The organism is Actinomadura oligospora ATCC 43269 (assembly GCF_000518265.1).
In the GTDB taxonomy this organism is placed as follows: Bacteria; Actinomycetota; Actinomycetes; order Streptosporangiales; family Streptosporangiaceae; genus Spirillospora; species Spirillospora oligospora.
On sequence record NZ_JADG01000017.1, the window covers coordinates 189,272 to 213,981 of the forward strand.

General features: G+C 73.1%; 21 protein-coding genes. 8 read left to right on the top strand and 13 right to left on the bottom strand.

All coding sequences use genetic code 11. The features are described 5' to 3' along the window. Positions 1 to 215 precede the first annotated feature (215 nt). The 4 genes from P696_RS0125895 (at position 216) to P696_RS0125910 (ending at position 5,140) form a co-directional block, all read left to right on the top strand. Complete coding sequence (locus tag P696_RS0125895; protein WP_026414597.1) at positions 216 to 1,313, top strand: alpha/beta hydrolase; 1,098 nt, start codon at positions 216 to 218, stop codon at positions 1,311 to 1,313. Between the two features lie 63 nt (positions 1,314 to 1,376). After that, the gene (locus tag P696_RS0125900; RefSeq protein ID WP_026414598.1) at positions 1,377 to 3,878 is read left to right on the top strand and encodes a GMC oxidoreductase; all 2,502 of its coding nucleotides are present in this window, start codon (positions 1,377 to 1,379) and stop codon (positions 3,876 to 3,878) included. 186 nt (positions 3,879 to 4,064) lie between these two features. Then, complete coding sequence (locus P696_RS0125905) at positions 4,065 to 4,490, top strand: hypothetical protein (RefSeq protein WP_026414599.1); 426 nt, start codon at positions 4,065 to 4,067, stop codon at positions 4,488 to 4,490. Beyond that, on the top strand, positions 4,490 to 5,140 hold the full coding sequence (locus tag P696_RS0125910) for a DUF6338 family protein (RefSeq protein ID WP_034486860.1): 651 nt from the start codon (positions 4,490 to 4,492) through the stop codon (positions 5,138 to 5,140). The genes P696_RS0125905 and P696_RS0125910 overlap by 1 nt, the downstream gene beginning before the upstream one ends. A 151-nt stretch (positions 5,141 to 5,291) precedes the next feature. On the opposite strand, the gene P696_RS48165 is transcribed toward P696_RS0125910, so the two are convergent. From P696_RS48165 to P696_RS48170, 7 genes are all read right to left on the bottom strand, one after another. After that, entirely contained in the window at positions 5,292 to 8,102 is a 2,811-nt protein-coding gene (locus tag P696_RS48165; RefSeq protein WP_034486865.1) for a CHAT domain-containing protein, read from the bottom strand. Positions 8,103 to 8,106: 4 nt separating this feature from the next. Next, positions 8,107 to 8,865, bottom strand: a complete 759-nt coding sequence (locus tag P696_RS0125925) for a hypothetical protein (protein WP_157429916.1) — start codon at positions 8,863 to 8,865, stop codon at positions 8,107 to 8,109. Between the two features lie 8 nt (positions 8,866 to 8,873). After that, entirely contained in the window at positions 8,874 to 9,563 is a 690-nt protein-coding gene (locus P696_RS0125930; RefSeq protein ID WP_026414603.1) for a hypothetical protein, read from the bottom strand. Positions 9,564 to 9,652: 89 nt separating this feature from the next. Next, positions 9,653 to 11,662 carry a CehA/McbA family metallohydrolase gene (locus P696_RS0125935; protein WP_084338143.1) on the bottom strand — a complete coding sequence of 670 codons (2,010 nt, stop codon included), beginning with the start codon at positions 11,660 to 11,662 and terminating at the stop codon, positions 9,653 to 9,655. A gap of 110 nt (positions 11,663 to 11,772) precedes the next feature. Then, positions 11,773 to 12,348, bottom strand: coding sequence for a CGNR zinc finger domain-containing protein (locus P696_RS0125940; RefSeq protein ID WP_026414605.1), 576 nt, complete (start codon positions 12,346 to 12,348; stop codon positions 11,773 to 11,775). 144 nt (positions 12,349 to 12,492) lie between these two features. After that, complete coding sequence (locus tag P696_RS0125945; RefSeq protein ID WP_026414606.1) at positions 12,493 to 12,921, bottom strand: PPOX class F420-dependent oxidoreductase; 429 nt, start codon at positions 12,919 to 12,921, stop codon at positions 12,493 to 12,495. Positions 12,922 to 13,030: 109 nt separating this feature from the next. Next, positions 13,031 to 13,756 (bottom strand): hypothetical protein, encoded by a 726-nt coding sequence (locus tag P696_RS48170; protein WP_211245861.1) that lies wholly within the window; start codon positions 13,754 to 13,756, stop codon positions 13,031 to 13,033. Between the two features lie 262 nt (positions 13,757 to 14,018). Here P696_RS48170 and P696_RS0125955 point away from each other — a divergent pair, with 262 nt between their 5' ends. Continuing rightward, positions 14,019 to 14,714: a hypothetical protein gene (locus P696_RS0125955; protein ID WP_026414607.1), complete on the top strand. Its 696-nt coding sequence runs from the start codon at positions 14,019 to 14,021 to the stop codon at positions 14,712 to 14,714. Between the two features lie 4 nt (positions 14,715 to 14,718). Here the strand turns inward: P696_RS0125955 and P696_RS0125960 are convergent, their stop codons facing one another. Beyond that, complete coding sequence (locus tag P696_RS0125960) at positions 14,719 to 15,510, bottom strand: ABC transporter permease (RefSeq protein WP_026414608.1); 792 nt, start codon at positions 15,508 to 15,510, stop codon at positions 14,719 to 14,721. After that, positions 15,507 to 16,466 (bottom strand): daunorubicin resistance protein DrrA family ABC transporter ATP-binding protein, encoded by a 960-nt coding sequence (locus tag P696_RS0125965; protein WP_034486869.1) that lies wholly within the window; start codon positions 16,464 to 16,466, stop codon positions 15,507 to 15,509. Before P696_RS0125965 ends, P696_RS0125960 begins: the two co-directional genes overlap by 4 nt. Positions 16,467 to 16,572: 106 nt before the next feature. On the opposite strand from P696_RS0125965, the gene P696_RS0125970 reads away from it, so the two are divergent. Continuing rightward, positions 16,573 to 17,364: a TetR/AcrR family transcriptional regulator gene (locus P696_RS0125970; protein WP_026414610.1), complete on the top strand. Its 792-nt coding sequence runs from the start codon at positions 16,573 to 16,575 to the stop codon at positions 17,362 to 17,364. On the opposite strand, the gene hrpB is transcribed toward P696_RS0125970, so the two are convergent. Further along, complete coding sequence (hrpB, locus tag P696_RS0125975) at positions 17,361 to 19,883, bottom strand: ATP-dependent helicase HrpB (RefSeq protein ID WP_026414611.1); 2,523 nt, start codon at positions 19,881 to 19,883, stop codon at positions 17,361 to 17,363. The two genes, P696_RS0125970 and hrpB, sit on opposite strands and share 4 nt — an antisense overlap. A gap of 446 nt (positions 19,884 to 20,329) precedes the next feature. On the opposite strand from hrpB, the gene P696_RS0125980 reads away from it, so the two are divergent. Continuing rightward, positions 20,330 to 20,965 (top strand): nuclease-related domain-containing protein, encoded by a 636-nt coding sequence (locus P696_RS0125980; protein ID WP_245627812.1) that lies wholly within the window; start codon positions 20,330 to 20,332, stop codon positions 20,963 to 20,965. 244 nt (positions 20,966 to 21,209) lie between these two features. Here P696_RS0125980 and P696_RS48175 read toward each other — a convergent pair whose 3' ends face one another. Next, positions 21,210 to 21,677 (bottom strand): hypothetical protein, encoded by a 468-nt coding sequence (locus P696_RS48175; RefSeq protein WP_051468184.1) that lies wholly within the window; start codon positions 21,675 to 21,677, stop codon positions 21,210 to 21,212. Next, positions 21,670 to 22,035: a hypothetical protein gene (locus tag P696_RS0125995; RefSeq protein WP_026414613.1), complete on the bottom strand. Its 366-nt coding sequence runs from the start codon at positions 22,033 to 22,035 to the stop codon at positions 21,670 to 21,672. The genes P696_RS48175 and P696_RS0125995 overlap by 8 nt, the downstream gene beginning before the upstream one ends. Before the next feature lie 150 nt (positions 22,036 to 22,185). Between P696_RS0125995 and P696_RS0126000 the strand changes: the two genes are divergently transcribed. Further along, entirely contained in the window at positions 22,186 to 22,893 is a 708-nt protein-coding gene (locus tag P696_RS0126000; protein WP_026414614.1) for a histidine phosphatase family protein, read from the top strand. A gap of 13 nt (positions 22,894 to 22,906) precedes the next feature. Here the strand turns inward: P696_RS0126000 and P696_RS48180 are convergent, their stop codons facing one another. Further along, a complete protein-coding gene (locus P696_RS48180; RefSeq protein WP_157429917.1) occupies positions 22,907 to 24,196 on the bottom strand; it encodes a helix-turn-helix domain-containing protein in 1,290 nt (429 codons plus the stop codon). Positions 24,197 to 24,710: the final 514 nt, after the last annotated feature.

A 24,710-nucleotide genomic window follows, 5' to 3' on the forward strand; every position in this document is an offset into this window, starting at 1 on the left:
CCGGACATCCGGACGGTCGGACGTCCCAACCGGACGCGCGGCGCCGTCGTCCCAGAGAAGGACGAGTTCAGCACACACCGGGACGCGGTGGGCGCGGTGCGCAGAGGGGTGTCAGTGCCGTCGGGTCCGGGCTTCCGGGACAAGTCAGGGTTTCCCACGATGCCGCCGGTCAGTGCCCGGCCGCATCATTCTTGCGGGCAAACACGGAGGCGAGGATGACGCAGACGACGATTCCGCGGCGGACGCTGGAGGGCGTCAAGGACGCCGACGTCACGGTGTTCCCGTTCGCGACGGGGGACGGTCTCGGGCTGGAGCTCACCCGGTTCGAGCGCGCGGAGTGCGACGACGTCGTGCTGCTGGTCCACGGCCTGACGTCCGCGAGCGACGTGTTCATCATGCCGGAGCACCAGAACCTGACCACCCACCTGCTGGACGCCGGGTTCACCGACGTGTGGGCGCTGGACTTCCGGATGAGCGGCCGGTTCCCCTACGACACCGAGACCCACCGCTACACCCTCGACGACATCGCGCTGTACGACTTCCCGGCGGCCCTGGAGGTGATCCGCCGCGAGATCGGCGACCGGCGGCTGCACGTGATCGCGCACTGCCTCGGCTCGGTGTCGTTCACCATGGCCCTGTTCGCCGGGACCGTCACCGACATCACCAGCCTGACCTGCAACAGCGTCTCGCTGACGCCGCGGGTTCCGGCGTTCTCCAAGCTGAAGCTGTCGTTCGGCCCGGCGTTCCTGGAGTACGTGGTCGGGCTGCCGTTCCTCGACCCGCGGTTCGGCGAGGCCCCGGCGTTCACCCGCGGCTGGATGCTGTCGCGGATGGTGTCGCTGTTCCACCGCGAGTGCGACATCCGCGCCTGCCACATGCAGAGCTTCCAGTGGGGCGCGGGGAAGCCCGCGATGTACGAGCACGAGAACCTGCTGCCCGCCACGCACGCGCGCGTCGCCGACATCTGCTGCGCGTCCGGGCTGCACTACTACCGGCACGTCCGCAAGATGGTCGACGCCGGGCGCTCGGTGAGGTTCTCCCCGGACGACCCGAAGTACGCGGCGCTGCCGAAGGACTACCTGGCGAACGCCGCCGACGTGACCACGCCGCTGCTGCTGCTCGCGCCGGAGAAGAACCGGGTGTTCACCGACTCCAACGTCCACCTCCACAAGATCCTCGAGAAGGCCGCGCCCGGCCGCCACGAACTGGCGGTGCTGCCCGGCTACGGGCACCTCGACCCGCTCATCGGCAAGAACTCGCACCTCGACGTGTTCCCCCGCATCGTCGACTTCCTCAAGCGGCACTCCGCCTAGGCCGCCTGGCCGGGCCGGGGCGCCGTCCGCACAGAACACAGAAGCAAGAGCAGGAGCAACAGCATGGAGCAGGTCGACGCGGTCGTCGTCGGCTCGGGATTCGGCGGGTCGGTCAGCGCGTACCGGCTGGCCGAGGCCGGGCGGTCGGTGGTGCTGATGGAGCGCGGCCGCCCCTACCCGCCCGGCGCCTTCCCCCGCTCCCCCGCCGAGATGGGACGGGCGTTCTGGGAACCGCGCGCGGGCCTGTACGGCATGTTCGACGTGTGGCGCTTCGACGGCTGCGACTCGGTCGTCTCGTCCGGGCTCGGCGGCGGCTCGCTGATCTACGCCAACGTGCTGCTCCGCAAGGACGAGCGCTGGTTCGTGCACGAGGAGATGCCGGACGGCTCCTACGAGTCGTGGCCGATCAGCCGCGCCGACCTGGACCCGCACTACGACGCCGTGGAGAAGATCCTCGAGCCGACGCCGTTCCCGCTGGACCGGGCGCCGTTCGACAACACGCCGAAGGCGCACGCCATGCAGGACGCGGCGGCCGAGCTCGGCCTGGACGTGACGCTGCCGCCGCTCGCGGTCCGCTTCGCCGCCGAGCCCGGCGGGCAGCCCGCGGTGGGCCTGCCGATCGCCGAGCCGTCCTACGGCAACCTCCACGGCGTCCCGCGGCGCACCTGCAACCTGTGCGGCGAGTGCGACATCGGCTGCAACGACGGGTCGAAGAACACCCTCGACCACACCTACCTGTCGGCCGCCCAGCACCACGGCGCGGACATCCGCACCGGGCACGAGGTGAAGGCGATCCGGCCACGTCCGGCCGGCGGGTACGAGGTCGACTACATCGTCCACGACATGGAGTCCAGGGCGCGCAAGCAGCCCGTGAAGACGATCGGCTGCGACCGGCTGATCCTGTCGGCCGGGACGTACGGCACCGCGCGCATCCTGCTGCGCTCGCGGGCGGCGCTGCCGGGGCTGAGCGGCGCGCTCGGCTCCCGCTTCAGCGGCAACGGCGATCTGCTGACGTTCCTACTCAAGGCCAAGGACCGCAACCGGGTCCGTCCTCTGGACGCCGCGCGCGGCCCGGTCATCACCAGCGCGATCCGGCTGCCGGACGACGTGGACGGCGTGCCCGGCGCGGGCCGCGGCGCCTACATCCAGGACGGCGGCTACCCCGGTTTCGTCGACTGGGCGGTGCAGGGCCTCGACGTCCCCGGCCAGATCGAGCGGATCGTGAAGTTCCTGGCCGAGCGCTTCCTCGACTTCTTCAAGGACGTCCCGGACACGCACCTGTCGGACGAGCTCAGCAGGCTCGTCGGCGACGGCTCCCTGACGGTCAGCTCGCTGCCGCTGCTCGGCATGGGCCGCGACATCCCCGACGGCCGTCTCGACCTCGACAAGCACGGCAGGCTCTACGCCGACTGGACGACCAAGACCAGCGAGGCCTACTTCGAGCGCGTCCGCAAGACGATGCAGAGCATCGCCGACGTGCTGGGCGCCGAGTACGCCGACAACCCGATGTGGTTCCGCAAGCGGATCATCACCGTCCACCCGCTGGGCGGCGTGCCGATGGGCGCGCACGACGGCGTGGGCGTGTGCGACCCGTACGGCGAGGTCTACGGCCACCCGGGACTCCACATCGCGGACGGCTCGGTCATGCCGGGTCCGGTCGGCCCGAATCCCTCGCTGACGATCGCGGCGTTCGCCGACCGCATGAGCACCCACCTGTTGGAGAGCAGCATGTCCACGACCAGCGCGTCCTCCACCACGACGACGGCGGAGGCCGCCGTCGCGCCCGTCACCGACACGGCCACCGTGGTCGCCGGTGTGGGGGCGGGCGTGGGGGCCGCGTCCAGAAGCGCGGGGGCCGGGCCTGCCTCCACGGCAGGCCCGCATCACGGGGCGGGGAGCGGCAGTGCGTACATCCCGGAACCGGGGCCGCGGAAGGGACCCGGGGACCGGTCCCCCAACGCGGCGGGACGTACGTCACTGTCCTTCACCGAGCAGATGAAGGGGCACGTCACCTTCGGCACGCCGGACCCGCGCGCGGGCGAGGTGCACGAGGGGCGCGAGCCGTTCGCGTTCCGGCTGACCATCAGCACCGACGACGTGCACCGCTTCCTCGCCGAGCCCGAGCACGAGGCGACCGCCGAGGGCTGGATCGAGGCCGCCGGATGCGGCGGGCGGCGGCCGGTCCGGCAGGGCTGGTTCAACCTGTTCGCGCCGACCGGCGAGGCGCAGCGCCGGGTGATGCGCTACCGGCTGTTCTTCACCGACGACCGTGGGCGCGACCTCACCCTGACCGGTGAGAAGAACGTCCTGCACGGCCCGCCGACGCGGATCTGGCCGGACACCTCCACGCTCTCCACGCGCCTGCTCGCCGGGCACGTGCGGCCGGAGGACGACCCCGACGCCGAGGTCGTCGGCGCGGGCGTGCTGCACATCCAGCTGACCGACTTCGCGCGGCAGCTCACCACCTTCCGCACCGGCGGGCCGCACGGCACGACGGCGCTGGTCGAGTTCGGCCGGTTCTTCGCCGGCGAGCTCTGGGAGGTCTACGGCCCCGACCTCACCTGAACCGGGGCCCCTTGAACGCGCGGGACGGAGGAACTGCGGGGTGCCTCCGTCCCGCGCCCTTTTCTGTGCTCTTCGGGCGCTCCTCCTCGCGCGCGCCCGCGTATCCCGCTGATGTGCTTTCCGTCCGCGTCCGTGACCGTTCCCGTAGGCTCGATGTCCGACCTGAACGTCCACGCTGGAGGAAGCGTGAACGGAATCCTCCTCACTGGGAACCTGGCGGTCGGGGCCGCCCTCCTGGCCTCCCGGCGGACCGGCGGCGGACGCCGCAAGATCTGGGTGATCGTCGGACTCGTCGCCTTCGGCACGTGGATCCTGCTGGCCGGGCACTCCTCCGAGAGTATGCTGGTTGCCCTGATGTTCCATGCCACCGCGGCGATGCTGCTGGTGGAGATGACGGCGCTCCGGCGCCTCGTCGTCGATCTCGGATGGATGGCCGGCGGCGTCCTGCTCCTCCTGCTGAACCTGCCGTCCTGGCACGCCGGTGACCGGATCGCCGCCCACCGGTCGTGGGTCACGGTCTCGGCGCTGGCGGTCGTGGCGGCGCTGACCGCCGCGGCCGTGCGGACGAACCGGCTGGCCAGGGACCCCGACATCGGCCCCGGCGGAACCTGATGAGCGCCCCTTCGACGGTGCTGCAGCTGGCGCTGCTGGTGCTGGTCGTCCTGCCCGGGATCACCTACCAGTTCCTGCGGGAACGCCTGCGCGGCCCCGTCCCGGGCGAGCAGAACCTCGGCGAGCGCGTCGCCCGCGCCCTCGTCGCCTCCCTCGTGCTGGACGCCCTGTACCTCGTCCTCATCGGCCCGACGCTGGTGCGTGTGGTGCGAGGCGGGCAGAAGCACGGGTGGTCGCACGTGTTCCGGGAGCCGAGACTGACCGGGCTTCTGGGGCTCGTCCTGTTCGTCCTGGTCCCGGCCTTCGCGGCGTTTCTCGTCACCCGCCGGGAACGCCGGAGGCTCAATGCGGCGCGCTATCAGGCGACGCCGACCGCGTGGGATCAGATGTTCCGGAAGCAGGGGTCGTGTTTCGTACGCGTGCGCATGAAGGACGGCTCGTGGGCCGGGGGATGGTACGGAAAGGATTCGTACGCGACGTCCTATCCGCATCCGCAGGAGCTCTACCTGGAATCGGCATGGATGATGGACGGCGAGGGCGCTTTCCTACGGCGGGTGGACGGCAGCGGCGGCCTCTTCGTGCGGTCCGCCGATACCGACTACCTGGAGATCGTGCGGCCGGACGATACCAAGAGGGGCGATGATGCCTGAGAACGAACTGACCCCGTTCGAACGGGAACTGAAGGAATCGGTGGCGGAGGTTCGCGGCCATTCTCCGGCGGACGACACCGCCGAACCCACCGCCGCACCTCCCGGACGCGCCGGGCTCTCCCCCACCGCGGACAAGGACCCGGCGTCCGGGTCAGGCTCCGACGTGGATCAGTCCCGCCCATAGCCCGGGAAGGCGCGGGTACATCTCGGTACTCGCTCTCCGCGCGGTCGCGTGGACGGCCCGGGCGATGCCGTCGTCCGCCTCGCCTGTCGCGTCGAGTTCGGTGTACAGGGCCTTGGCGAGCTGGAACGCGCCGCGGTCGGGGAGCCTCCAGAGGGTCGAGACGACGTGCGGGAATCCGGCGAGCTGGAACGCCGAGGTGAGGTGGATCGCCTCGTCGTGGAAGCGCGGACCGGTCACCGCCGTCTCGCAGGCCGACAGGTAGGCGAACCAGGATTCCCGCAGGTCCAGGGCCGAGATGTCGGCGACGGTCAGCGGCGTCCGCTGGTGGTCGTGGAGGAGCAGCCTGCTCTGTGAGGGCGTCTCGGCCTCGGGCACCGCGTGGCAAGCGAAGTGCACCCACGGATGGCGCGGCAGTTCGGCGCACACCCGCTCGTGCGTCGCGTCGCCGTCCGCGAGGAGCGTCACCGGCCCGGGTGATGCGCGCTCGATGAACCTCGCCTCGTCCAGCGCTCCGGACAAGGGCCTGGCATCCGGGGTGTCCGACATCGCGACCACGAGCCACCCGTCACCGGACGGACGGACCCGTCGCCGCGCCGTGCCGAGCGCCCGGACCGTGGGGACGTACGACGAGACCACCCGGTCCATGAGCGTCGGCCCACCGTCGCGATGGTGGCCCGCCGCGTGCAGGGGAAGCCGGACGAGCGACCCGGTCGGCACCCACCACAGGCGCGGCGGGGACGCTCCCGGAGGCACGTCGGCGGGAAAGGCGGCGGGCAGAATCGGCGCCACGATCTCGTCCCAGATCCAGGCCAGCGCGTCGAAGGCCGGGCCCTGGGCGTCGACGTCGTGGATCACGCCCGGCCGGAAGCAGTCGTCAAGGCGTCTCGACCACTTCCCGACGCCGTCGGCCGTGATGTTCAGAGCCACGGTCCGGAACCCGTCGGGGGTGACGACGATGGCGTCCGATCTGCGGTCGGTGACATGGAGGTAGACGAGCGGGCCCTGCTCGCTCTCGGCCCGCAGCCGGTCGGCGGAGAACGGGCGGGCGAAGTCGCCGAAGCCCGGCAGGGCCCGGATGCGCCCGACCAGGTCCTGCCAGCGTTCGTCCTGGCCAGCGCGAAGGCGGCGCGCCGCGTCGGCCTGTTCGCCTCGTCCGGGCAGGGCGGTGACGTGGGTCATCTCCTGCCGCAGGCCGTCCAGCTCGTCCGCGAGGCCGGGGTGACGGCCCGCGAGCGCGCCGAGGTCGGTCCGCAGGTCGAGGCCGCGGGCCAGCAGGACGCCCCGGCCGTGCTCGAGCAGGACGGCCGCCTTGTCGGGCCTCCCGATCTCCAGGGCGCCCGCGGCGGCGGTCGCCGCGACGTCCGGCACACCGGCGAGCCGCTGTTCCTGGTCGCCGCGTTCCAGCTCGTGGGCCGCCAGGCGCGGCAGGAGGGCGATCACGTCCTCCAGCGCCTCGACGGCCTGCGCGTGCAGCCCCTCGGCGAGCGCGATGTCGCTCCAGGCGAGTCCCGCCCGCAGCCGGGTCGGCACATCGGACGTCTCGTGGCACGCCGCACTTGTGGCGGCGGCGAGCGCGTCGTCCAGGTGGCCGCCGCCCGGATCGTCCCGATGGATCGCGTGCAGGACGAGCGCGTGGTTGAGGGAGTACCGGGCGGTCTCGGGAGCGTCGGAGGCCCCTCCGAGCACGGCCTGCCGCGCGGCCTCCTCCGCCTCGTCCAGGAGGGAGGGCGCTCGCCTGGTCTCGTAGTGCCGGATCGGGTCCGCGGGCGGCGTGTCACCCCGCTGGGCGTGCGCGACGCGAAGCGCCAGGGACAGGTGATGCAGCGCCGAGGAGTACAGGGGATCGCCGGGCGGAAGCCGGCGGCGGACCTCGCGGCCCAACTCGATCGCCACCCGGAGTTCCCCGAGGTCCTGGACGAGCCTGCCGTGGCGCGTCAGCAGGTGACACATCCTGATCTCGTCGGCCACCCGGATGTACCCCCGCGCGGACGCCGAGTCGATGGCCGACCGGAGCCGGTCGAGGGCCTCCTCCAGGGACGGCAGGTCGCCCGTGGACTCGTGGACGCTGAACAGCACCGCGCTCAGGCGGGAGCAGCACAGAGGGTAGGAGAGGTGCCTCGGGTGCAGCAGCGCCACGGCCCGCGTGCCGAACTCACGCGCCTCGTCGAGGTCGCCCGCGGCTCCGGTGTGCTCGTGGCGCAGCCGGAGGGCCGTGCTCAGCTCGGTCAGGAGAAGCGCGCGGTGAGTCTTGAGTCCCCTGGCCGACAGTCCTTCCCTACCGATCCGCACAGCTTCGTCGAGGTCGGCGCGTTCGTGGAGGCGCTCGTACCGAATCCGCAGGGCCCGGAGCAGCACGCTCCTGGCACGCAGCCGAGGCCCTTCGCCCACCGAGGTGTGGAGAGCGTCCTGGTAGCCCTGGACGGCATGGTCGAGCGATCCGAGAGTGCCGTGCTTGTAGAAGTGGCGCAGCGCCGACTCGGCGTCACCGGCAGAGGCCGCCGACTTGTCGGCGTCGGCCGTCCCCCATCGATGCGCCTCCCAATTGCGCCACAGCATGGCGGCTCCGGCCAGCGCCATGGCCGCTCCCCCGGCCCCCTCGTACCAGCCGGGCTTCCCGCTGGGCGAGAGCCCGACATCGCACAGCACATAGATCAGGAAGCCCGGGCCGAAGCCGGTCATGCGGTAGCGCTCGATCAGGGGGACGCGCCAGTTCGCACAGCCGAAGACCGCCATCATGACGACGCCGAGGACGCCCAGGGCCTGCAGCCACTCGGACATCCGCTCACTCCGCCCAGATGGCCGCCGGGTCGAACACGCGGGCGACCTCCCGGTACCTCTCCCTGGCACGTCGCGACGCGTCCGCGTACGAAGGGCGTTCCCGCGCCAGCGCCGCGTAGAGCGCGAGGGCCTCCTCGCCGAGGGTCTCCGCCTCGGACCGCGCGGACAGCCCCTGGCAGCTCGGGAGGACGGCGCGGCGGAACCGGCGGCGTTCCAGGACGACGATCAGCCGCGAGGCCGCGGGCTCGGACGTGATCCGCCAGGGACGGCCGCGGGCGCCGCGCGCCGGTGGATGGTCCGCGATGAGTTCGGCGAGCAGGAGCCGCGCCTCGGCGGCCACGGCGATCCGTTCGGCGGCCGTCACGTCGCCGCGTCCGTCCGGGGCGAACCGCTCGACCGGCGGCGCCTCCAGCGCGCGGGCCGCCTCCGTGTGATCGCCGTGGGCCGGATCCGCGAGGTGGGCGCCGGCCAGCGCGGCACGCGCCTGGATGTCGGCGTGGTGGGGCGCCCGGGACGCCGAGATCTTCGGGACGGCCTCCTGCCCGAGGACGGACAGCGCGTGGCAGGCCGCGAGCAGCTCGGCCCGCCCCTCGCTGACGGAGCGCTGGTGGGCGCGCACGAGAGTGACATACAGGAGCAGGTGGTTCATGGCCCGCTGATAGGCCAGGCCCACGCGCAGCCTGCCACCGCCCACATCGGTGTCCCGCGCTTCCGTCCAGGCGGCGAGCGCTGCCCGGAGGTGGCGTCCCAGGGCCACTCTCACGTTTGGCGTCAGATGCGCTTCCCCGGCAGGAACTGCGGGGACACCCGTTTCAGTTCCGCGAAGATCGCGTCGGCCTCCGTCTTCAGGCGATGGCATTCGTCCTCCTCGTCCATGCCGGCGCAACTCGGCAGCACCGCCTGGAAGAAACGCTTCTTCTGCGTGTGGTAGCCCAGCCATTTGCCGAACGAGTCCCAGTCCTCGATCACCCACAACGCCCGCGCGCTTTTCCGTGTCGTGGCGGTGAAAGGGATCTCCAGCACGGAGGCCAGCAGGTCCCGCGCGTCGGCGGCGCCCGCGATCCGCAGTTCCGGGGTCAGTGGGGCGCGTTCGCCGCCCAGGGAGAGTTGGTACAAGGGCCGTGGCCTGCCATCTCGCACCGCCTGCTCGATGCCGGGCACGTCGCCCCTGGTCGGGTCGGCGATATGCGAGGCGGCTAACGCCATCCGCGCGTTCTGGAGCGCGGAATGGCGGGAGGCGGGCAGGAGAAGCCGCGTGAGTTCGCGCCCCAGGCAGCCGAAGGCGAAGTACGCCGGCGCCGGATCCTTCCCTTCAGCGAGTTTGACGTAGCTGAGAAAGGACCCCAACCCACGGGTGTACTTGTGGGCGGCCAGCAGGAATTTCCCGTCCGCCTCCGCCTGCCGTCCGGCCTCCCAGTGGACCAGGGCCTTCCGGATGCTGTCCTCGTGAGAACGCTTCATCGGTGGATCCCTCGAACGCGGATGTCCACCAGCCTAGGGCGGTCCCTCCTGAATGGTGCGGGGAATCGGCATCGTGTGGAGAAATACCGTCAGCCGAGCCGGTCGCGGTAGACGGTTCGCGCGGCCTCGATGAGGCTGATGTGGTCGGCCAGCCGCAGGTCGTCGCTGAGCCGCGCGCGGTCCCGGATCATGCGCTCGAAGCCGTCGAGGTAAGCCAGGCACCAGCGGACGTCGTCCTCGCGCGCGACATGGCGTCCGGCGACGTGCACGTGGACGGGGCTGGTCTGGGCGTAGACGCCCGAGCGGTGCATCGACCGGACGTGCTCCTGGCCGACCGCCACGGCGATCACATAGATCGGCTCGGAGACGGCGAGCCGGACGGTCAGCTCGTCCGGCGGGCCTTCGGCGAGGACGCCGTCCGAGGTGAGCAGCTGGACGGTCTCGACCTCCTCGCCGACCACGCGGACGGTGGCGGTGACCGTTCCGCCGGGTTCGGGAAGGTCGAGCGTGTCGCCGGGGCCGTGGCCGTCCACGTCGAGTTCGAGCCAGGGGCCGGTGGTCGCGAAGGTCCGTCCGCGGCGGATCGCGTCGGCGAACGACGCGGCGGTCAGGTCGCCGTCCACGCGGGCGTAGACGCGTTCCCAGCCGGGCGGGCTGGACTGGTTGCCGCGGCGTGTGAACGAGATCTGCGTGTCGCTCCCGGCGGTGACGGCGAGCCGGTTCCCCGCGCCGACCAGCCTCCGGTAGACGCGCGCCGTCGCGTGGACGTCCGAGTGGTTCAGGACGTCCAGGCTGTGCACGAGGCCGAGCGCGGCGTCGGCGACGATCTCGCGGGCCGAGCAGTTGCGTCCGTCGGAGAGCGCCTCGCTGGGCTCGCCGTCCTCGCTGACCGCGAGGTGGAACGGATGGCTGTAGCCCACGATCGCGCCGCGCGCGGTGAGGCCCCGGATGCCCTCGGCGTTCGGCGGCCAGTCGTCGGAGCCGAGGAAACCCGTGTGGTACAGCTCGGGCGGACGGTCCATGCCGAACGCGTAGAGGTGTCCGAGCAGGTCGTTGCGGTATTCGACGCCGAGGCGCGCGATGTGGCGCGGGGTGGACCAGGGGGCGTCGCGTCCGGCCCAGTGCTCCAGCGCCTCGCGGTCGTAGACGCGGACGCCCGAGACGTTCCCGGCGACGAGGTTGAGGACGTGCAGGTCCTCGCCCTGCTGGATCGCGGCGGCCTGCTCCGGCGTGCCGACGCTGTTCCCTGCCCAGTTCATGTGGACGTGCATGTCGCCGCCGTACCAGCCGCGCGCGGGAGCATCGTAGCGGCGGCGCGGGGTCAGCTCGACGGTCAGTTCCTCGTCCGGCGCGGGGTGGACGCGGACCTCGGCGATCTCGTACTCCGCGCCGCGCGTGACCAGGATGGTGAGGGGCTCGGCCGGAACGTCCAGGACGATGTCGTCGCCGTGGAAGTAGGGCTGGGCGTGCGCGTCGTGCCGGTCGGGCGCGTCCGGCGGGTACCAGCCGTGGCCGTCGTCGCCGACGACCGTCCAGCGGCAGGGCATGCCCGCGCGCACGCGGAGCCGCGCCACCGCGACCTGGCGGGTGACGGCGTCGAGCGAGACGAACACGTCGTCCACGACGACCTTGCTGTCGCTCGCTATCGGCACGAGAACCGCGCCGCCGGGCGTGAGGTCGTGGACGACGCCGTCGATCTCGACACGGGCGTCCTCGTCGCGGGACGAGTCGAGCAGCAGCGTCGTGGTGTGCCGGGCCCCGGCGGCGAAGACCGGGCGCGGACGGGCCTCGACGTGCGCGCCGTCCGGCGTGAGCCGCAGCGCGGCGAGGTTGTCGGGAAGCGCGCCGCCCAGGACGTCCCGGAGGATCTCGTGCATGTCGACGCTGTTCAGCGCAGCCTCGATGTGCGGGCCGGTCGATCCCTCGGCGCATTCGACCGCCTTCAGGAACCAGGCGACGAAGTACTCCCGCTCGTCCGGGACGAACGGCGCGACCTCCAGCTGCCGGACGTAGTGGATCGGGTCCTCGCCCCAGGTGGGGCCGTGGGCCGCGAGCAGCGCCCGGTACTCCTCGAGGGCGCGTCGCACCGTCTCGGGCACGTTCCCAGCGTCAGCGCACTCTCCGCACATCCGGCCCTCCCACCGTCGTGCCGCCCGGTCGCCAGCGTGACACGGCGGGACAGTGGGGCGGACGATGAGGAGCTGGCCGGTTACGGACGGAACTGGCGGGCGCGGAACGCGGCGGTCTTCACCCGGTTCTGGCACGCCGTGGAGCAGTAGCGGCGGGTGCCGTTGCGCGAGGTGTCCACGTAGACGCGGTCGCACGCGGGCGCGGTGCAGACGCCGAGCCGGTCGTAAAGCTCGCCGCCGAGGACGACCGCGAGGCCGGTCGCGCAGGGGCCGCCCCACTCGGCGGTGAGCCCGCTGTCGGCGCCGTGAAAGTGCAGGTGCCAGGGTTCGCCGTCGTGCCGGGCGAGTCGCGGCCGGGCGGCGGTGTCGTCCAGCATCCGGTTGACGCGCTCGGCCGCTCCGTCCACGTCGCCGTCCGCGACGGCCTCGAAGACCTCGCGCAGCCGGAGGGCGACGGCGGCCAGCTCACCCAGCTCCGCCTCGGTGAAGCTCGCGCGCCCGCCCGCCTCACCCCAGACGGCGTTCACGGCGGTGGAGCGTTCGCCCAGGTCGGACGGGGGCGTGTAGGGACGCCCGTGGCGCTCGCCGGGGGTCAGGGCGTTGACCAGCTCGACGGCGGCGGTGACGACCCGATCGGAGTGACTGTTGAAATCCACTTGACCAGTTACTTTCCTCGGGGCCCGATGTGACCCTCTAAAGGCTACACGGCAGTTACAGGAAGGTTCATGAGCGGGCGACAGCCGGGTGCTCGCCGCCCCGCCGCCCACCTGAACTCCGGCCCGGCTCCCTGTGGGCTCCCGCTAGCGGAGCGGCTGCCCGTAGACGTGCTCGACCGGCAGCCGGATGACGAGCCTGCGCTCCTCGACCATCACGCGGCGGTACTCGTTCCAGTCCGGGTGCTCGCCCCGGAGGGAGCGGTACAGGTCGACCAGCTCCTCGACGGTGGCGTCGTGCGCGTCCGCGGCGACGTCCGTCAGCTCGGCGGTGCCCTCGGCGACCGTCCACGACCAGCCGTCCTCGCTGCTCACGTGCAGGCTCGCCCGCGGGTCGCGGCGCAGGTTGCGGGTCTTGGCCCGGTCGTCGGTGACCGAGATCCGGACCAGGTCCCGGTCCGGGTCGTAGTGGAAGAGGATGTTGGACAGCTGGGGCCGCCCGTCCCTCTTGATCGTCACCAGGGCGCCCAGCCCGCGTTCCGTGAGCAGCCTGCGCAGCCCGTGATCGTCCGCCATGTCCGCCTCCGCCGTCCTCGCTGTCGGTGGTGATCGACTGGAACAACCCGGGGCCCGTCCCGCGCCTCCCGGCGCGGGACGGGCTTCCCGGGACGTCGTGTCCAGGCTGTCAGTTGAGGTCGTCTCCGCGCCCGCCGACCCCGGTGAGGAGCGTCAGATCCGCCAGCCGGACGGGCGGGTCGCCCTCAGCCGCGCGGACCGGACGCTCCCGGAGCGCCCGGACGCGCGGCTCCGGCGGACGGGTGAGCAGGTGCCCGCGGAACACCGCGCCCTTGGCGGTGATCCGGACGGCCTGGAACGCCGACTCGGGGAGCGCGCAGAATCCCGAGCGCACCACGTCGTCGAACATCGCGTCCGACACCACCACGGCCAGGTCGCGGCGCGGGTCGTCCAGCAGGCGGCGCAGCGGGGTCGAGTCGAGCAGCCTCTGCACCACGACCGGGGCGTCTCCGGCGGGGCCGAACGGGCCGGGGGTCAGCGTCCCGTGGTGCAGCGCCAGCCGGACCCGCAGCCGGCCGCCGCCGCGCGCCGGGTCGAGCGGCCCGGCGCTGTCGCGGGCGGCGTTCACCTCGCGCAGCGCGGCCTCGAAGCCGAGCACGAGGTCGCCCGCCACCACGGCCGGGGCCGTCCCGGCGGGCAGCAGGGCCAGCTCGCCGTCCCCGCCCACCTGCTCGCTCCAGTCCGACCGGCTCAGCCCGGCGGCTTCCGCCGCCTTGTCCAGCACGGCCGCCAGGTCGTGCTGCGCGGCCAGCTGCCCGCGCGCGTCGAGCCTGCTGTAGCCCTGGATGTCCACGGCGAGCAGCAGTCGGTAGACCAGGTCTTCCTCCAGGTTCACGCCCATCTCGCCTTCGTTCCTCCGAGCGCGTGGGGCGGTCGCCCACAATCGCTCCACGCTGGAGTGAGTGTCGCCTTCGGTGGAGGAGCGCTGTGACGTCAGGGGTATGTGGCGCCTCCGCTCTCTTCTGATGCCTTCGTCGCCGGTTTGGACGGCACAAAGCGCCGGTCCGAGCCCTGAAGTAAGTAAGACCTATCCAAAAGGTAAGGACCCTCGGCCGACCGGTTACCGGCCGGTAGAGCACGGACCGTACGCTGGGGTCGTGACCGCGACCCGACCCGTCCAGGGACCCCGACTGCTGCTGCCCGGCCTGCGCGAGGTGTACGAGGTGTTCGTGCGGGCCTCGGGCGAGCTGCCCGGCCTGCCCGCCGCCCTGCCCGCCGAGGTGTGGGTGTCGGCGCAGCTCGGCACGCTGGAGGCCGCCGCCCCGCACGCCGAGGGCCGCCGGGCGGCGCTGGGCGACCTGGTCACCTCCCTGCGCGCCGCGGGCACCCCGGGCGCGCGGACGTTCCTGCGCGGGCTCGCCGCGATCGGCCCGGCCGAGGTCCGCAAGATCGCCGCGAGCGCGGCGGACGGGATGCGCGCGGAGGAGCCGTCCTGGGCCGGGGACCTCGGCGCGGTCACGCCCGGCCAGGTCTGGCTGATCCAGGAGGGCCCGCTCGACGGCGACCGGATCGTCTGCGAGTTCCGCTACCCGGACGGCCGCGACCTGCACGCGATCGCCGTCCGGCTCGGCTACGGGGACACGCCGACCGAGATCGTCCCGGTCGGGGACGTCCCGGCGCTGATGACCGCCGCCCGGCAGGCCATGCAGGCCGAGCTGTGCACCGTCCAGCCGTTCTCGCCCGCCGCCGTGGGCGAGCGTCTGCGCGCCGTGCTCGGCGGCGCGCAGACGGTACCGGACGAGTGCTACCCGGCACTCGCCCTGGCCCGGCACCGGGTGTCGCTCCTCCCTTAGCCGTTCAGCTGAGCCGCCGGTAGCGGCGGACGGCCATCGGCAGCGAGACGGCCGTGATCACCAGCGGCCAGGCGAGGGCCAGCGCGAGCGCGTGCCGCCCTGGCCAGGAGTGGGCCTCCCAGCCCGGCTGGCCGAACAGGTCACGGCACGCGGTGACCGTCGCCGACAGCGGGTTCCACTCGGCGATCGCGCCCAGCCAGCCCGGCATCGTGGACGGGTCGACCATCGCGCTGGACAGGAACCCGACCGGCCAGACCAGCACCTGGATCACCATCACCGACTCCGGCCCCCTGGCGACCAGGCCGAGCCAGACGCCCGCCCACACCAGCGAGGCGCGCAGCAGGAGCAGCAGCCCGAACGCCGCCAGCGCCCGGACGGCCCCGTCGTGCCAGTTCCAGCCGATCGCCAGGCCGCAGAGCGCCATCACCGCGAGGCCGAGCGCGGCGTCCACCAGGTCGGCCGCGCAGCGCCCGGCGACCGGCGCGGACGCCGACAGCGGCAGCGCCCGGAACCGGTCGGTGATCCCGCGGGACGCGTCGGCGGCGATCGCGGTGAACGTGCCCTCCAGGCCGAACGCCATGGTCAGCGCGAACATCCCCGGCATGATGAACTCGCGGTAGTTCCCGCCCGGCGCGTCCATCTGGCCGCCGAACAGGTAGCCCATCATCAGCACGACCATGATCGGGAAGGCGAGGGCGGCGATCAGCGCGCCCGGCCTCCGCACCCGGCGCTCCAGTTCGCGGACGGTCATCGTCCAGGCGTCCAGCACGGTCCAGCGCAGCGTGGCGGCGCTCATCTCACGGCCTCCTTCGGGGTGGTCTTCTGGGCGCGGTCGGTGAGGCGGAGGAAGACCTCGTCGAGGGTGGGGCGGCGCACGGCGATGTCGGCGACGGTGACGTGGACGTCGTCCAGGGCGCGGAGCGTCCCGGACAGGGCGCCGACCCGGTCGGCGACCGGCGCGGACAGCCGCAGCGCGTCCTCGTCGACCTCGGGCCGGAAGCCGGTGACCCGCTCGACGGCGGCGGACGCGGCGGCCAGGTCGCCGGGGTCTGCGATCACCACGTCCAGGCGGTCGCCGCCGAGCTCGGCCTTCAGCCCCTCCGGGGTGCCGGACGCGATCACCCGGCCGTGGTCGATCACCGAGATGTCGTCGGCGAGCCGGTCGGCCTCCTCCAGGTACTGCGTGGTCAGCAGGACGGTGGTGCCGCCGTCCGCCAGCTCGCGGACGGCCCGCCAGACCTCCGCGCGGGCGCGCGGGTCGAGGCCGGTGGTCGGCTCGTCCAGGAAGAGCACGGTGGGGGCGAGCAGTATCCCGGCGGCGAGGTCGAGGCGGCGGCGCATACCGCCGGAGTAGGTCCCGGCGGGGCGGTCGGCGGCGTCCGCGAGACCGAAGGTCTCGAGCAGCTCGTCGGCGCGGCGGCGGGCGGCGCGCCGGGTCAGGTGGGCGAGCCGCCCGAACATCACGAGGTTGCGGCGTCCGGTCAGCACCTCGTCGACGGCGGTGTGCTGGCCGACCAGCCCGATCCGGGCGCGGACGCGGGCGGCATCGCGGACCACGTCGTGCCCGCCGACCTCGGCGCGGCCCCCGTCGGGGCGGGCGAGCGTGGCGAGGATCCGGACGGTCGTCGACTTGCCCGCGCCGTTCGGCCCGAGCAGCCCGTGCACGGTCCCGGCGCGGACGGCCAGGTAGAGCCCGTCCAGGGCGGCGGTGTCGCCGTAACTCTTGCGCAGGGCCTCAGCCACCACGTTCATATGCCCTCCAACTCTGTACGTCGTACATAATGAAGACTGCCACAGATCTCCGTACTCTGTACAAAGTTTTTCCGGATGCCCCGCCGATCTCTGCGAGGATGGGGGCGTGACGACCGAGTACACCGGCGCCGGCGACCCCCGCCGCAGCCTGGAGCTGCTCTGGGGGGTCCGGGAGAGGCCGCGGCGCGGGCCGCGCCCGAAGCTGACGCCCGAGCGGCTCGTCGGCCGGGCGATCGAGATCGCGGACGCGGACGGCCTGGAGGCGGTGTCGATCCGCCGGATCGCCGACGACCTCGGCGTCTCCCCGATGTCGGTCTACACCTACGTGCCGGCCAAGGCCGAGCTGCTCGACGCCATGCTCGACCGGACGCTGGGCGAGATCGTCCCGCCCGGCGACGAGACGTCCGGCTGGCGCGACCGCGTCGCCCACGTCGCGCGCGAGAACTGGCGGATCTACCACGCGCATCCGTGGCTGCTCCAGGTCGCGACGGCGCGTCCGCCGCTCGGCCCGAACCTGCTGGAGAAGTACGAGTTCGAGCTGCGCGCCGTCGAGGGCCTCGGCCTGACCGACCTGGAGATGGACGCGGCGATCGCGCTGATCAACGGCCTCGCCGAGACCACCGCGCGGACGTCGGTGAACCGCGCGCAGGCCGAGAGGCGCACCGGCCTGACCGACCAGCAGTGGTGGGACGCGACCGCGCCGTTCCTCGCGGAGCACGTCGACTCGTCCCGCTACCCGATCGGAGACCGCGTCGGCACGGCGTCGAGCGAGGCGTACGGCTCGGCCGTCGGGCCCGAGCACGCCTTCGAGTTCGGCCTCGCCCGCATCCTGGACGGCATCGAGGTCCTGATCACCTCCCGCCGCGCCCCGGACCGGCCAGAGGCCAAGTACAGCTAGCGGCGGGGGTTGGCGCGGCGGGTCGCGGTCGCCTGGGTCGGGTCGTCCGGCCAGGGGTGGCGCGGGTAACGACCTCGCAGCTCCGCGCGGACGGCCTTGTACCCGTCCCGCCAGAACGAGGCGAGATCGGACGTCACGGCGGCGGGACGTCCGGCGGGCGACAGCAGATGCACGACGAGCGGGACGCGATTGTCCGCGATGCGGGGCGTGGCGTCCCAGCCGAACAGTTCCTGCAGCTTGACGGCCAGCACGGGATGCTCACCCGAATAGTCCACGCGCACGCGCGAGCCGGACGGCACTTCGACGTGTTCGGGCGCGAACTCGTCCAGCCGCGCGGCACACTCCCAGGGCACCAGGCCGCGCAGCGCGGACGCCACGTCGATCTTCGCCAGGTCGGCGCGGCGGCGCGCACCGGACGCGTCGATCCACCGGCCGGCGTGCTCGACCAGCGCGGCGTCGTCCGTGGCGGGCCAGGGTTCGCCCAGTTCACGGCGCAGGAACGCGAGCCGCTCGCGCAGGGCGTTCGCGGCCTCGGTCCAGCGGAGGAGAGCGGGGCCTTCGGCGCGCAGACCGTCCAGCAGCGCGCCGCGCACCAGTTCACGATCGGGGTCGCGCAGCGGACGCGCCGCCAGCTCGATCGCGCCGAGCCGCTCGACCCGGCGGGCCACGACGTCGCCGTCCCGCCAGGCCACCTCCTCGCCCGAGTGCAGCATCGGCGCGGAGGCCCGGCGGGCGACGTCCTCGTCGATCACGACGGCCTGCCGGACGCGCGCCGACGCGGCCCCGGACGGACGGTCCGCCACCGCGACCGCGAGCCACTCCGCCCGCGCGCCGGTCAGCGCCGAGCCGTCCGCCAGGTCGGCTCCGGTTCCCGACGCCATCAGGTAGCCGCCGCCACGCCGCCGGGCGACGCGTTCCGGGAACGCCAGCGCCACCACGAGCCCCGCGGACGCGTCGTCTCCGCCGCCCGCGCCGCCCCGGCCGTTCGTCGCCGGGATCGCGCGTTCGAGGCGGCGGAACTCGTCGCGCCACCGGGCGGCGTGCGCGTCGGTGGGCGGTCCCTCGCGCCGCAGCCGCCGCCAGACGGCGGTCAGGTCGTCCGGCGCCCCGGGCGGCGGCGGCTCGGACAGCAGCGCCACAACCTGCGCGGCCGTCCGCGCGCCCACGGCGGACGCGCCGTCCAGGAGGGCACGGGCCAGGCGCGGGTGGACGCCGAGCCCGGCGAGCCGCTCACCCCGGCCGGTCACCCGGCCGTCGTCGCCCGTCGCGCCGAGCGCGGCGAGCGTCGCGCGGGCCGCCGACATCGCGGCCTCGGGCGGCGGGTCGAGCAGCAGCAGCCCGGACGCGGACGGAACGCCCCAGCTGGCCGCGTGCAACGCGAACGCGGTGAGGTCGGCGAGTTCGATCTCCGGTCGCGGCCGGGCGGCCAGCCGGTCGTGCTCGGCCCGCGTCCAGCAGCGGTAGACCACGCCGGGGGCCTCGCGTCCGGCGCGTCCCGCGCGCTGGTCGGCGGCGGCCCGCGAGACCCGGACGGTGGTCAGCGCGCCGAGCCCGCGCGCATGGTCGGTGCGCGGCTCGCGGGCCAGCCCGGCGTCCACCACGATCCGGACGCCCGGGACGGTCAGGCTCGACTCGGCCACCGACGTCGCCAGCACGACGCGCCGCCGTCCGTCCGGCGGGGCGAGCACGGCGTCCTGCACGGAGGCCGGGGCCTGCCCGTGCACCTGGAGGACGTCCGCGCCGACCCCGCCGAGCATCCCGGACACCCGCGCGATCTCTCCGACGCCTGGCAGGAAGCAGAGCACGTCGCCGTCGCGTTCGGCCAGCGCCCGCCGGACGGTCGCCGCGACGTGCGAGAGCAGCGCAGGGTCGACGCGCGTCCCGTGCGGCGGCCGGACGGGACGCTCCGGTGGCGCCCACACGACGTCCACCGGGTGCAGCACGGCCTCGGCCTCGACGACGGGCGCGGGCTCGCCGTCCTCCCGGCCCAGCAGGTCCGCCCAGGGGGCGGTGTCCGCGGTCGCGGAGGCGGCGACGATCCGCAGGTCGGGACGGAGCGTCGCACGCACGTCCAGCAGGAACGCGAGCGTCGTGTCCGCGTCCAGATGCCGCTCATGGCACTCGTCCAGGATGACCGTGCGAACGCCCTCCAGCTCGGGGTCGTTCCGCAACCACTGGAGCAGGACGCCGGTCGTCAGGACCTCCACGGCCGAACCAGGCCGCCGCTCACCCCGGACGGTCACGCCGACGCGTTCGCCGACCTTCTCCCCCAGCAGCCAGGCCATGCGGCGCGCGGCGGCGCGGGCGGCGAGCCGACGCGGCTCCAGGACGACCACCCGTCCTGCCTCCTCGGGACCGTCGAGAAGACCGGCCAGAGCGAGGGGGACGTAGGTCGTCTTGCCGGTTCCGGGTGGGGCGGCGAGCACGGCGACGCCCCGCTCGCGCAGCGCCCGCCGCAGGGCGGGAACGACGGTCCGGACGGGCAGTCCGGCGAGGGCGGCGCGGCGGTCGGCGTGCATCCGTCCAGTGTGGCGGGCCCTACGGAGCGCCGCGAACCGGGCACCCTGCGCCGACTGTGAGCAAGATCACGGGCGCGAAACCGGAACCGACCCTTGCGGCGATAGTTTCACCGAGCATTTCGCCTTTCCGACGTAGAACGTTCTAAACCCAAGGTCAAGAGCACACAGGAGAACCTTCGGCAGAACGTCCCCATAGCAATATCTCTTGCGCTCCGGTAGCGCTTCAGCCTCACTTCCCTCACCCCATGACGGGCTGTCCCAATCTCGCGGGTATCTCCATAATTGGAGTCGTCACCGCAGGTGCGAGGGAGGGACGGGCGATGGGCGGCAGCTCCATCTATCTTCGCGACAGGAAGGCGTTCACGGGCGGAACGCCACAGGCCGTGTACGCGGAGCTTTGGGAACGCGGACGAAAGACCAGGCTTCGGAACCGCATCATATTCGCCGTGCTGACGCTCGTTTTGTGCGGAGCCCTCGTGAACGCCGTGTTCGGCATCACGATGGCCGTCGTGGTGTCACTTCTGGACTTCTACTTCCACTGGCGCGGCTACAACGCCTCCAGTGTGTGGCGGCGCGGGCTGCGCGGCGACCAGCGCACCGACCGGCTGCTCCGGTACACCCTGGAGCGGCGCGGCCACCGGGTGCTGCACGCGCGGACCGTCCCCGGCCACGAGCAGGCCGACGAGGTCCTGGTCGGGCCGGGCGGGATCTGGCTGGTCCACAACGAGGCGTGGCACCCGGAGACCGAGATCGCCCCCTACGGCGGCAAGGTGTTCGTCGACGGCCGCACCCAGACCAAGCTGATGGCCACGCTGACCGGCTCGGCCGAGACCATCGGACGCCTGCTCACCGAGGAGACCGGCGAGAAGGTCGTCGTCCGACCGCTGCTGATCGTTCACGGCGGACGCCTAGCCCGTTCCCCGTTCGAGGCCGACGGCGTCGTGTTCGCCACGCCCTTCCGGATGCTCCGCTGGATCCGCAAGAACCCGACCGCCGACTACTCCCACGAACAGGTCGAGTCGCTCGCCCGCACCACCGTGCACGTGCTGCCCGTCGGCCGCAGCACGATCACCGCCGCGTGAGGCACGGGTGAGCCTTCACCGTCCGGACGCCGCCGGACCCCGTCCGAGCGGCGCCGGCGAGGGCCCCGGGGAGGGGGTTCGCGGTGTGCGGGGCGGCCGCTTCGATCCGGACGACCTCCCGGGTCGGGCCGCTCCGCACACCGCCCGCACTGCTCGGCCACCGCGCTCGGCGGACGGACGCCGATCGGTCGAACGCAAGCCGGTCGAGCGCGGATCGGTTGAGCAGGCGCGGGAAGCGCCTGGGTCAGGCGGTGGTGGAACCGGCGCCGGGGGACGTGTCCTCGGCGGTGGGGGCGACGGCGGGGCCGTCCGTCCGGGAGGTGCGCCACAGCCAGACGAGCCCGATGACCGGCAGGACGAGCGGCACGTACCCGTAGCCGCGGCCGAACCCGGACCAGACGGTCGCGTCCGGGAACGCGGACGCGTCGGCGAGGCTCAGCGTCCCGACGACGAGCACGCCGAGCAGCTCCACCGAGCACGCCGCGACGGCGATCCGCCGCGACGTCCGGCCGCCGAACGCCAGCGCCACCGTCGCCAGGACGTAGATGACCGCGGCGACGGCCGACAGCAGGTAGGCGACCGGGGCCTCGGAGAACTGCGTGCCGATCTGGACCCCGGCGCGCGCGCCCGCCGCCAGCGCGAACAGCGCGTAGACGGCGACGAGCAGCCGCCCGGGACCGCTGCGCGTGGACGTCGCCGGACGGTCAGACATTGGTCCCCTGCCAGATTTGTTGCATACGGACGATCATGACGGCGACGGCGAGGCAGGCCACGACGATCACGCCCGGCCCGTACCGCGAGCGTTCGAGCAGGCCCCAGCCCGCACCCGCGGGCGGGATCAGCAGGATCGCCAGCAGGTAGCCCACGAACGTCGCCGAACTCTGCGGGCCCTCGTCGCCCGACAGCTTCACGAACCCCACCACCGCCTGTGTGATGAGGAGCACCTCCAGCACGCCGAGGGCGACCAGGTGCGGCACGCCCATCGCGCGGTCCCGCCAGGCGCTCCACAGGCTGTACGCGGCGGCGAGCAGCGACACCACGATGATCACGGTGGCCAGGGCGTTCGTCATAGGGGACCAAGAGTACTACGCGCTGTAGAACATCCCGGCCGCGCCTCGTCCGGGCGGCGGTCGCGCGGCGCGTCCGGACATGACGGGAGGAAGGCGACGCGCGCAACGGTGCGGAACCGAGGTCGAGACGGACGGATCGGACGTGGAATCATGGCGCCTGTGAAGGCGCTGGAGTGGCTGAACCTGACCCGGCACGGTGAGAGCACCGCCAACATCGCCTGGCGCGACGCGCACGCGCACGGGCTGGAGGAGAGCGGCATCGCCGAGCGCGACGCCGACGTGCCGCTGTCCGACCTCGGTCGCGCCCAGGCCGCCAACCTCGGACGCTGGCTCGCCGCCCGTCCCGCCGACGAGCTGCCCACGCTGGTCTACTCGTCCCCGTTCCGGCGCGCGCTCGACACCGCCCGCATCGCCCTGGACGAGACGCCGTTCGACCTGCCCGTCCAGATCGACGAGCGGCTCCGCGACCGGGACCAGGGCATCCTCGAGGGGCTGACCGGCGCGGGCATCCGGCGGCGCCACCCCGAGGAGTTCGAGCGCAAGCTCAAGCTCGGCAAGTTCTACTACCGTCCGCCCGCGGGCGAGTCCTGGGCCGACCTGGCGCTGCGGCTCCGGTCCTTCTACCGCGATCTCGACCAGGACGCGGCGGGCGAGCGCGTCCTCGTCGTCGCGCACGACGCGATCGTCGTGACCACGCGCTACCTGGTGGAGGGCCTCACCGAGCAGGAGGTCCTGGAGATCGAGAAGGACTCGATCGCCAACGCCTCGATGACCCGCTGGCGGCGCGGTGGCGACCGCCTCACCCCGGTCGTCTACAACGACGTCGCCCACCTCGCCGAGATGCCCGCCGCCAGCTGATCCCACGTCCCGGTCAGGACGGACGGCAGCGCGCGGCGGCGGTGATGCGGCGCGGATCGTCCGCGGGGAGGATCTCCACGAGCCGTTCGTGCACCTCCAGGTCGGCGCGTCCGGCGTCGGTCCGCGCGAACCGCCAGAGCGCCTCGGCGTCGTCGCGGTCGAGGAGCTGCCGCCTGATCCGTCCGGTGATCTCGTCGCGTTCGGCGCGGATCGCGGGTGAGTCGGACGAGGGCAGCAGCTCGCCCTGGAAGAGCCGGGCGGCGGTCGCGACGTCCCCCTCGTCCAGCAGCCGCCGGACGACCAGGAAGTCGGCCTCGACCTCGCAGCCGATCCGGTAGGGCTTGGCGCGGACCATCCCGCCGAGCCGGTCACGCAACCGGTGGATCTCCGCCCGGACGGTCACAGGACTCCCCTCCCCATCCCCGTACAGGCACGCCGAGAGCCGGTCGCCGCTCAGCCCGCCGGGATGCATGGCCAGCAACGCGAGGATCTCCGCGTGCCGCAACGACAAGGGCAGCCTCCGGGCGTCCAACCGCGCGTACGGACGCGCCGCACCGAGCAGGCTCAACGTGAGGGACGGCTGCGACCCACGCTGCACACCCGCGAACCCCGCCGGAACACCCGTAGGCCGTGGACACAGCAGGAACACCTCGCCGAGCGGCTCAGCGAACGCGCGCCGCCCGTCCGGGAGGATGAGCAGGTCATCGGGCAGGGGCAGACCCAGCCGCCGTCCCCGCCAGGCCGCCGGACCACCCGCCAGGACGCGTCCCGTCGACGTCACCAGGATTCCGCGCGCGCCCGCATGCCGTCCGTACCGCTCGCGCAGCTCCTCGTCACGGCGGACGACGGCCAGCTCGAGCCGCGCCTCGGCCAGCCGCGCCGCCGCCGTGACCAGCGACGGAACCGCCGGGTGCAGCCGCCGCGCGACCGTGCCGGCCGCCACGCAGCCCACGACCCCGCCGGTGTCCGGATCGATGACCGGCGCGCCCGCCTCCGACCAGGGATGCAGCACCAACGCCAGATGCTCGGTCGAGGACACGACCTGAGGACGGCCGGTGGCGAGCGACGTCCCCACGCCGTTGGTCCCGACGGCCTCCTCAGACCAGCACGCCCCCTCCGACAACCCGACCCGGTCGGCCTCGCGCAACGCCGCGGACGTCCCGTCCCGCCACAACACGAGCCCGGTCGCGTCCGTGACCACGACCAGGTTCTCGGCCGGATCGAGGACGGCGCGCAACGTGTCCAGATGCGGCCCCAGCGGATGGGCCGCCCTCGCCCGGGCGACGGTCCGAGGGTCGTTCACCACCGGGGCACCCCGAAGGCGCGTGTCCACTCCGGCCGCCCGGCACCGCCGCCACGACTCCCCGATCACCGGCCGCACCGTCTGGAACGGCCCGTCCCTCACCACCCGCGCCGCCCCCACGACGCGCCCTTCCCCACCCCGGCGGCCCCTGGGACAAGGGACAACGGGTCACCGGCCCTTCCAGAGGAACTCGCGACCAAATCACCCCAAGCTCGGCAGGCACGCGACAGACCCGCTCCCTCCGCCATGGGACCCCCCTGGGGCCAGGTACCTCCGACGTCACGAGAATCGGCCCCGACATGCCGCAACGCAACCATTCCCCGGAACTCCCCAGCCGCCCCGAGGAGTCGCAACCTGAATGCAACGTCGCGTCCCCTACTCTCCCTGACCACCAGCCAGCGGCCCCACCGCCCCGAGCACCTTCGGGGGGGAGGTACACAGGACGGCGGGGCCGCCCACCCCCCTCCCCACGCACCACTACGGCCAAGCCCTCACACGCACCACCACACCCCAC

What these genes read in the sequence shown, in the direction of transcription:
- P696_RS0125960 (WP_026414608.1), bottom strand. Translation starts at nt 15,510, where the DNA reads ATGAGCGCCGCCACGCTGCGCTGGACCGTGCTGGACGCCTGGACGATG.
- P696_RS0125910 (WP_034486860.1), top strand. Translation starts at nt 4,490, where the DNA reads ATGAGCGCCCCTTCGACGGTGCTGCAGCTGGCGCTGCTGGTGCTGGTC.
- P696_RS0125900 (WP_026414598.1), top strand. Translation starts at nt 1,377, where the DNA reads ATGGAGCAGGTCGACGCGGTCGTCGTCGGCTCGGGATTCGGCGGGTCG.
- P696_RS0126000 (WP_026414614.1), top strand. Translation starts at nt 22,186, where the DNA reads ATGGCGCCTGTGAAGGCGCTGGAGTGGCTGAACCTGACCCGGCACGGT.
- hrpB (WP_026414611.1), bottom strand. Translation starts at nt 19,883, where the DNA reads ATGCACGCCGACCGCCGCGCCGCCCTCGCCGGACTGCCCGTCCGGACC.
- P696_RS0125895 (WP_026414597.1), top strand. Translation starts at nt 216, where the DNA reads ATGACGCAGACGACGATTCCGCGGCGGACGCTGGAGGGCGTCAAGGAC.
- P696_RS48175 (WP_051468184.1), bottom strand. Translation starts at nt 21,677, where the DNA reads ATGTCTGACCGTCCGGCGACGTCCACGCGCAGCGGTCCCGGGCGGCTG.
- P696_RS0125945 (WP_026414606.1), bottom strand. Translation starts at nt 12,921, where the DNA reads ATGGCGGACGATCACGGGCTGCGCAGGCTGCTCACGGAACGCGGGCTG.
- P696_RS48165 (WP_034486865.1), bottom strand. Translation starts at nt 8,102, where the DNA reads ATGTCCGAGTGGCTGCAGGCCCTGGGCGTCCTCGGCGTCGTCATGATG.
- P696_RS0125930 (WP_026414603.1), bottom strand. Translation starts at nt 9,563, where the DNA reads ATGAAGCGTTCTCACGAGGACAGCATCCGGAAGGCCCTGGTCCACTGG.
- P696_RS0125995 (WP_026414613.1), bottom strand. Translation starts at nt 22,035, where the DNA reads ATGACGAACGCCCTGGCCACCGTGATCATCGTGGTGTCGCTGCTCGCC.
- P696_RS0125965 (WP_034486869.1), bottom strand. Translation starts at nt 16,466, where the DNA reads ATGAACGTGGTGGCTGAGGCCCTGCGCAAGAGTTACGGCGACACCGCC.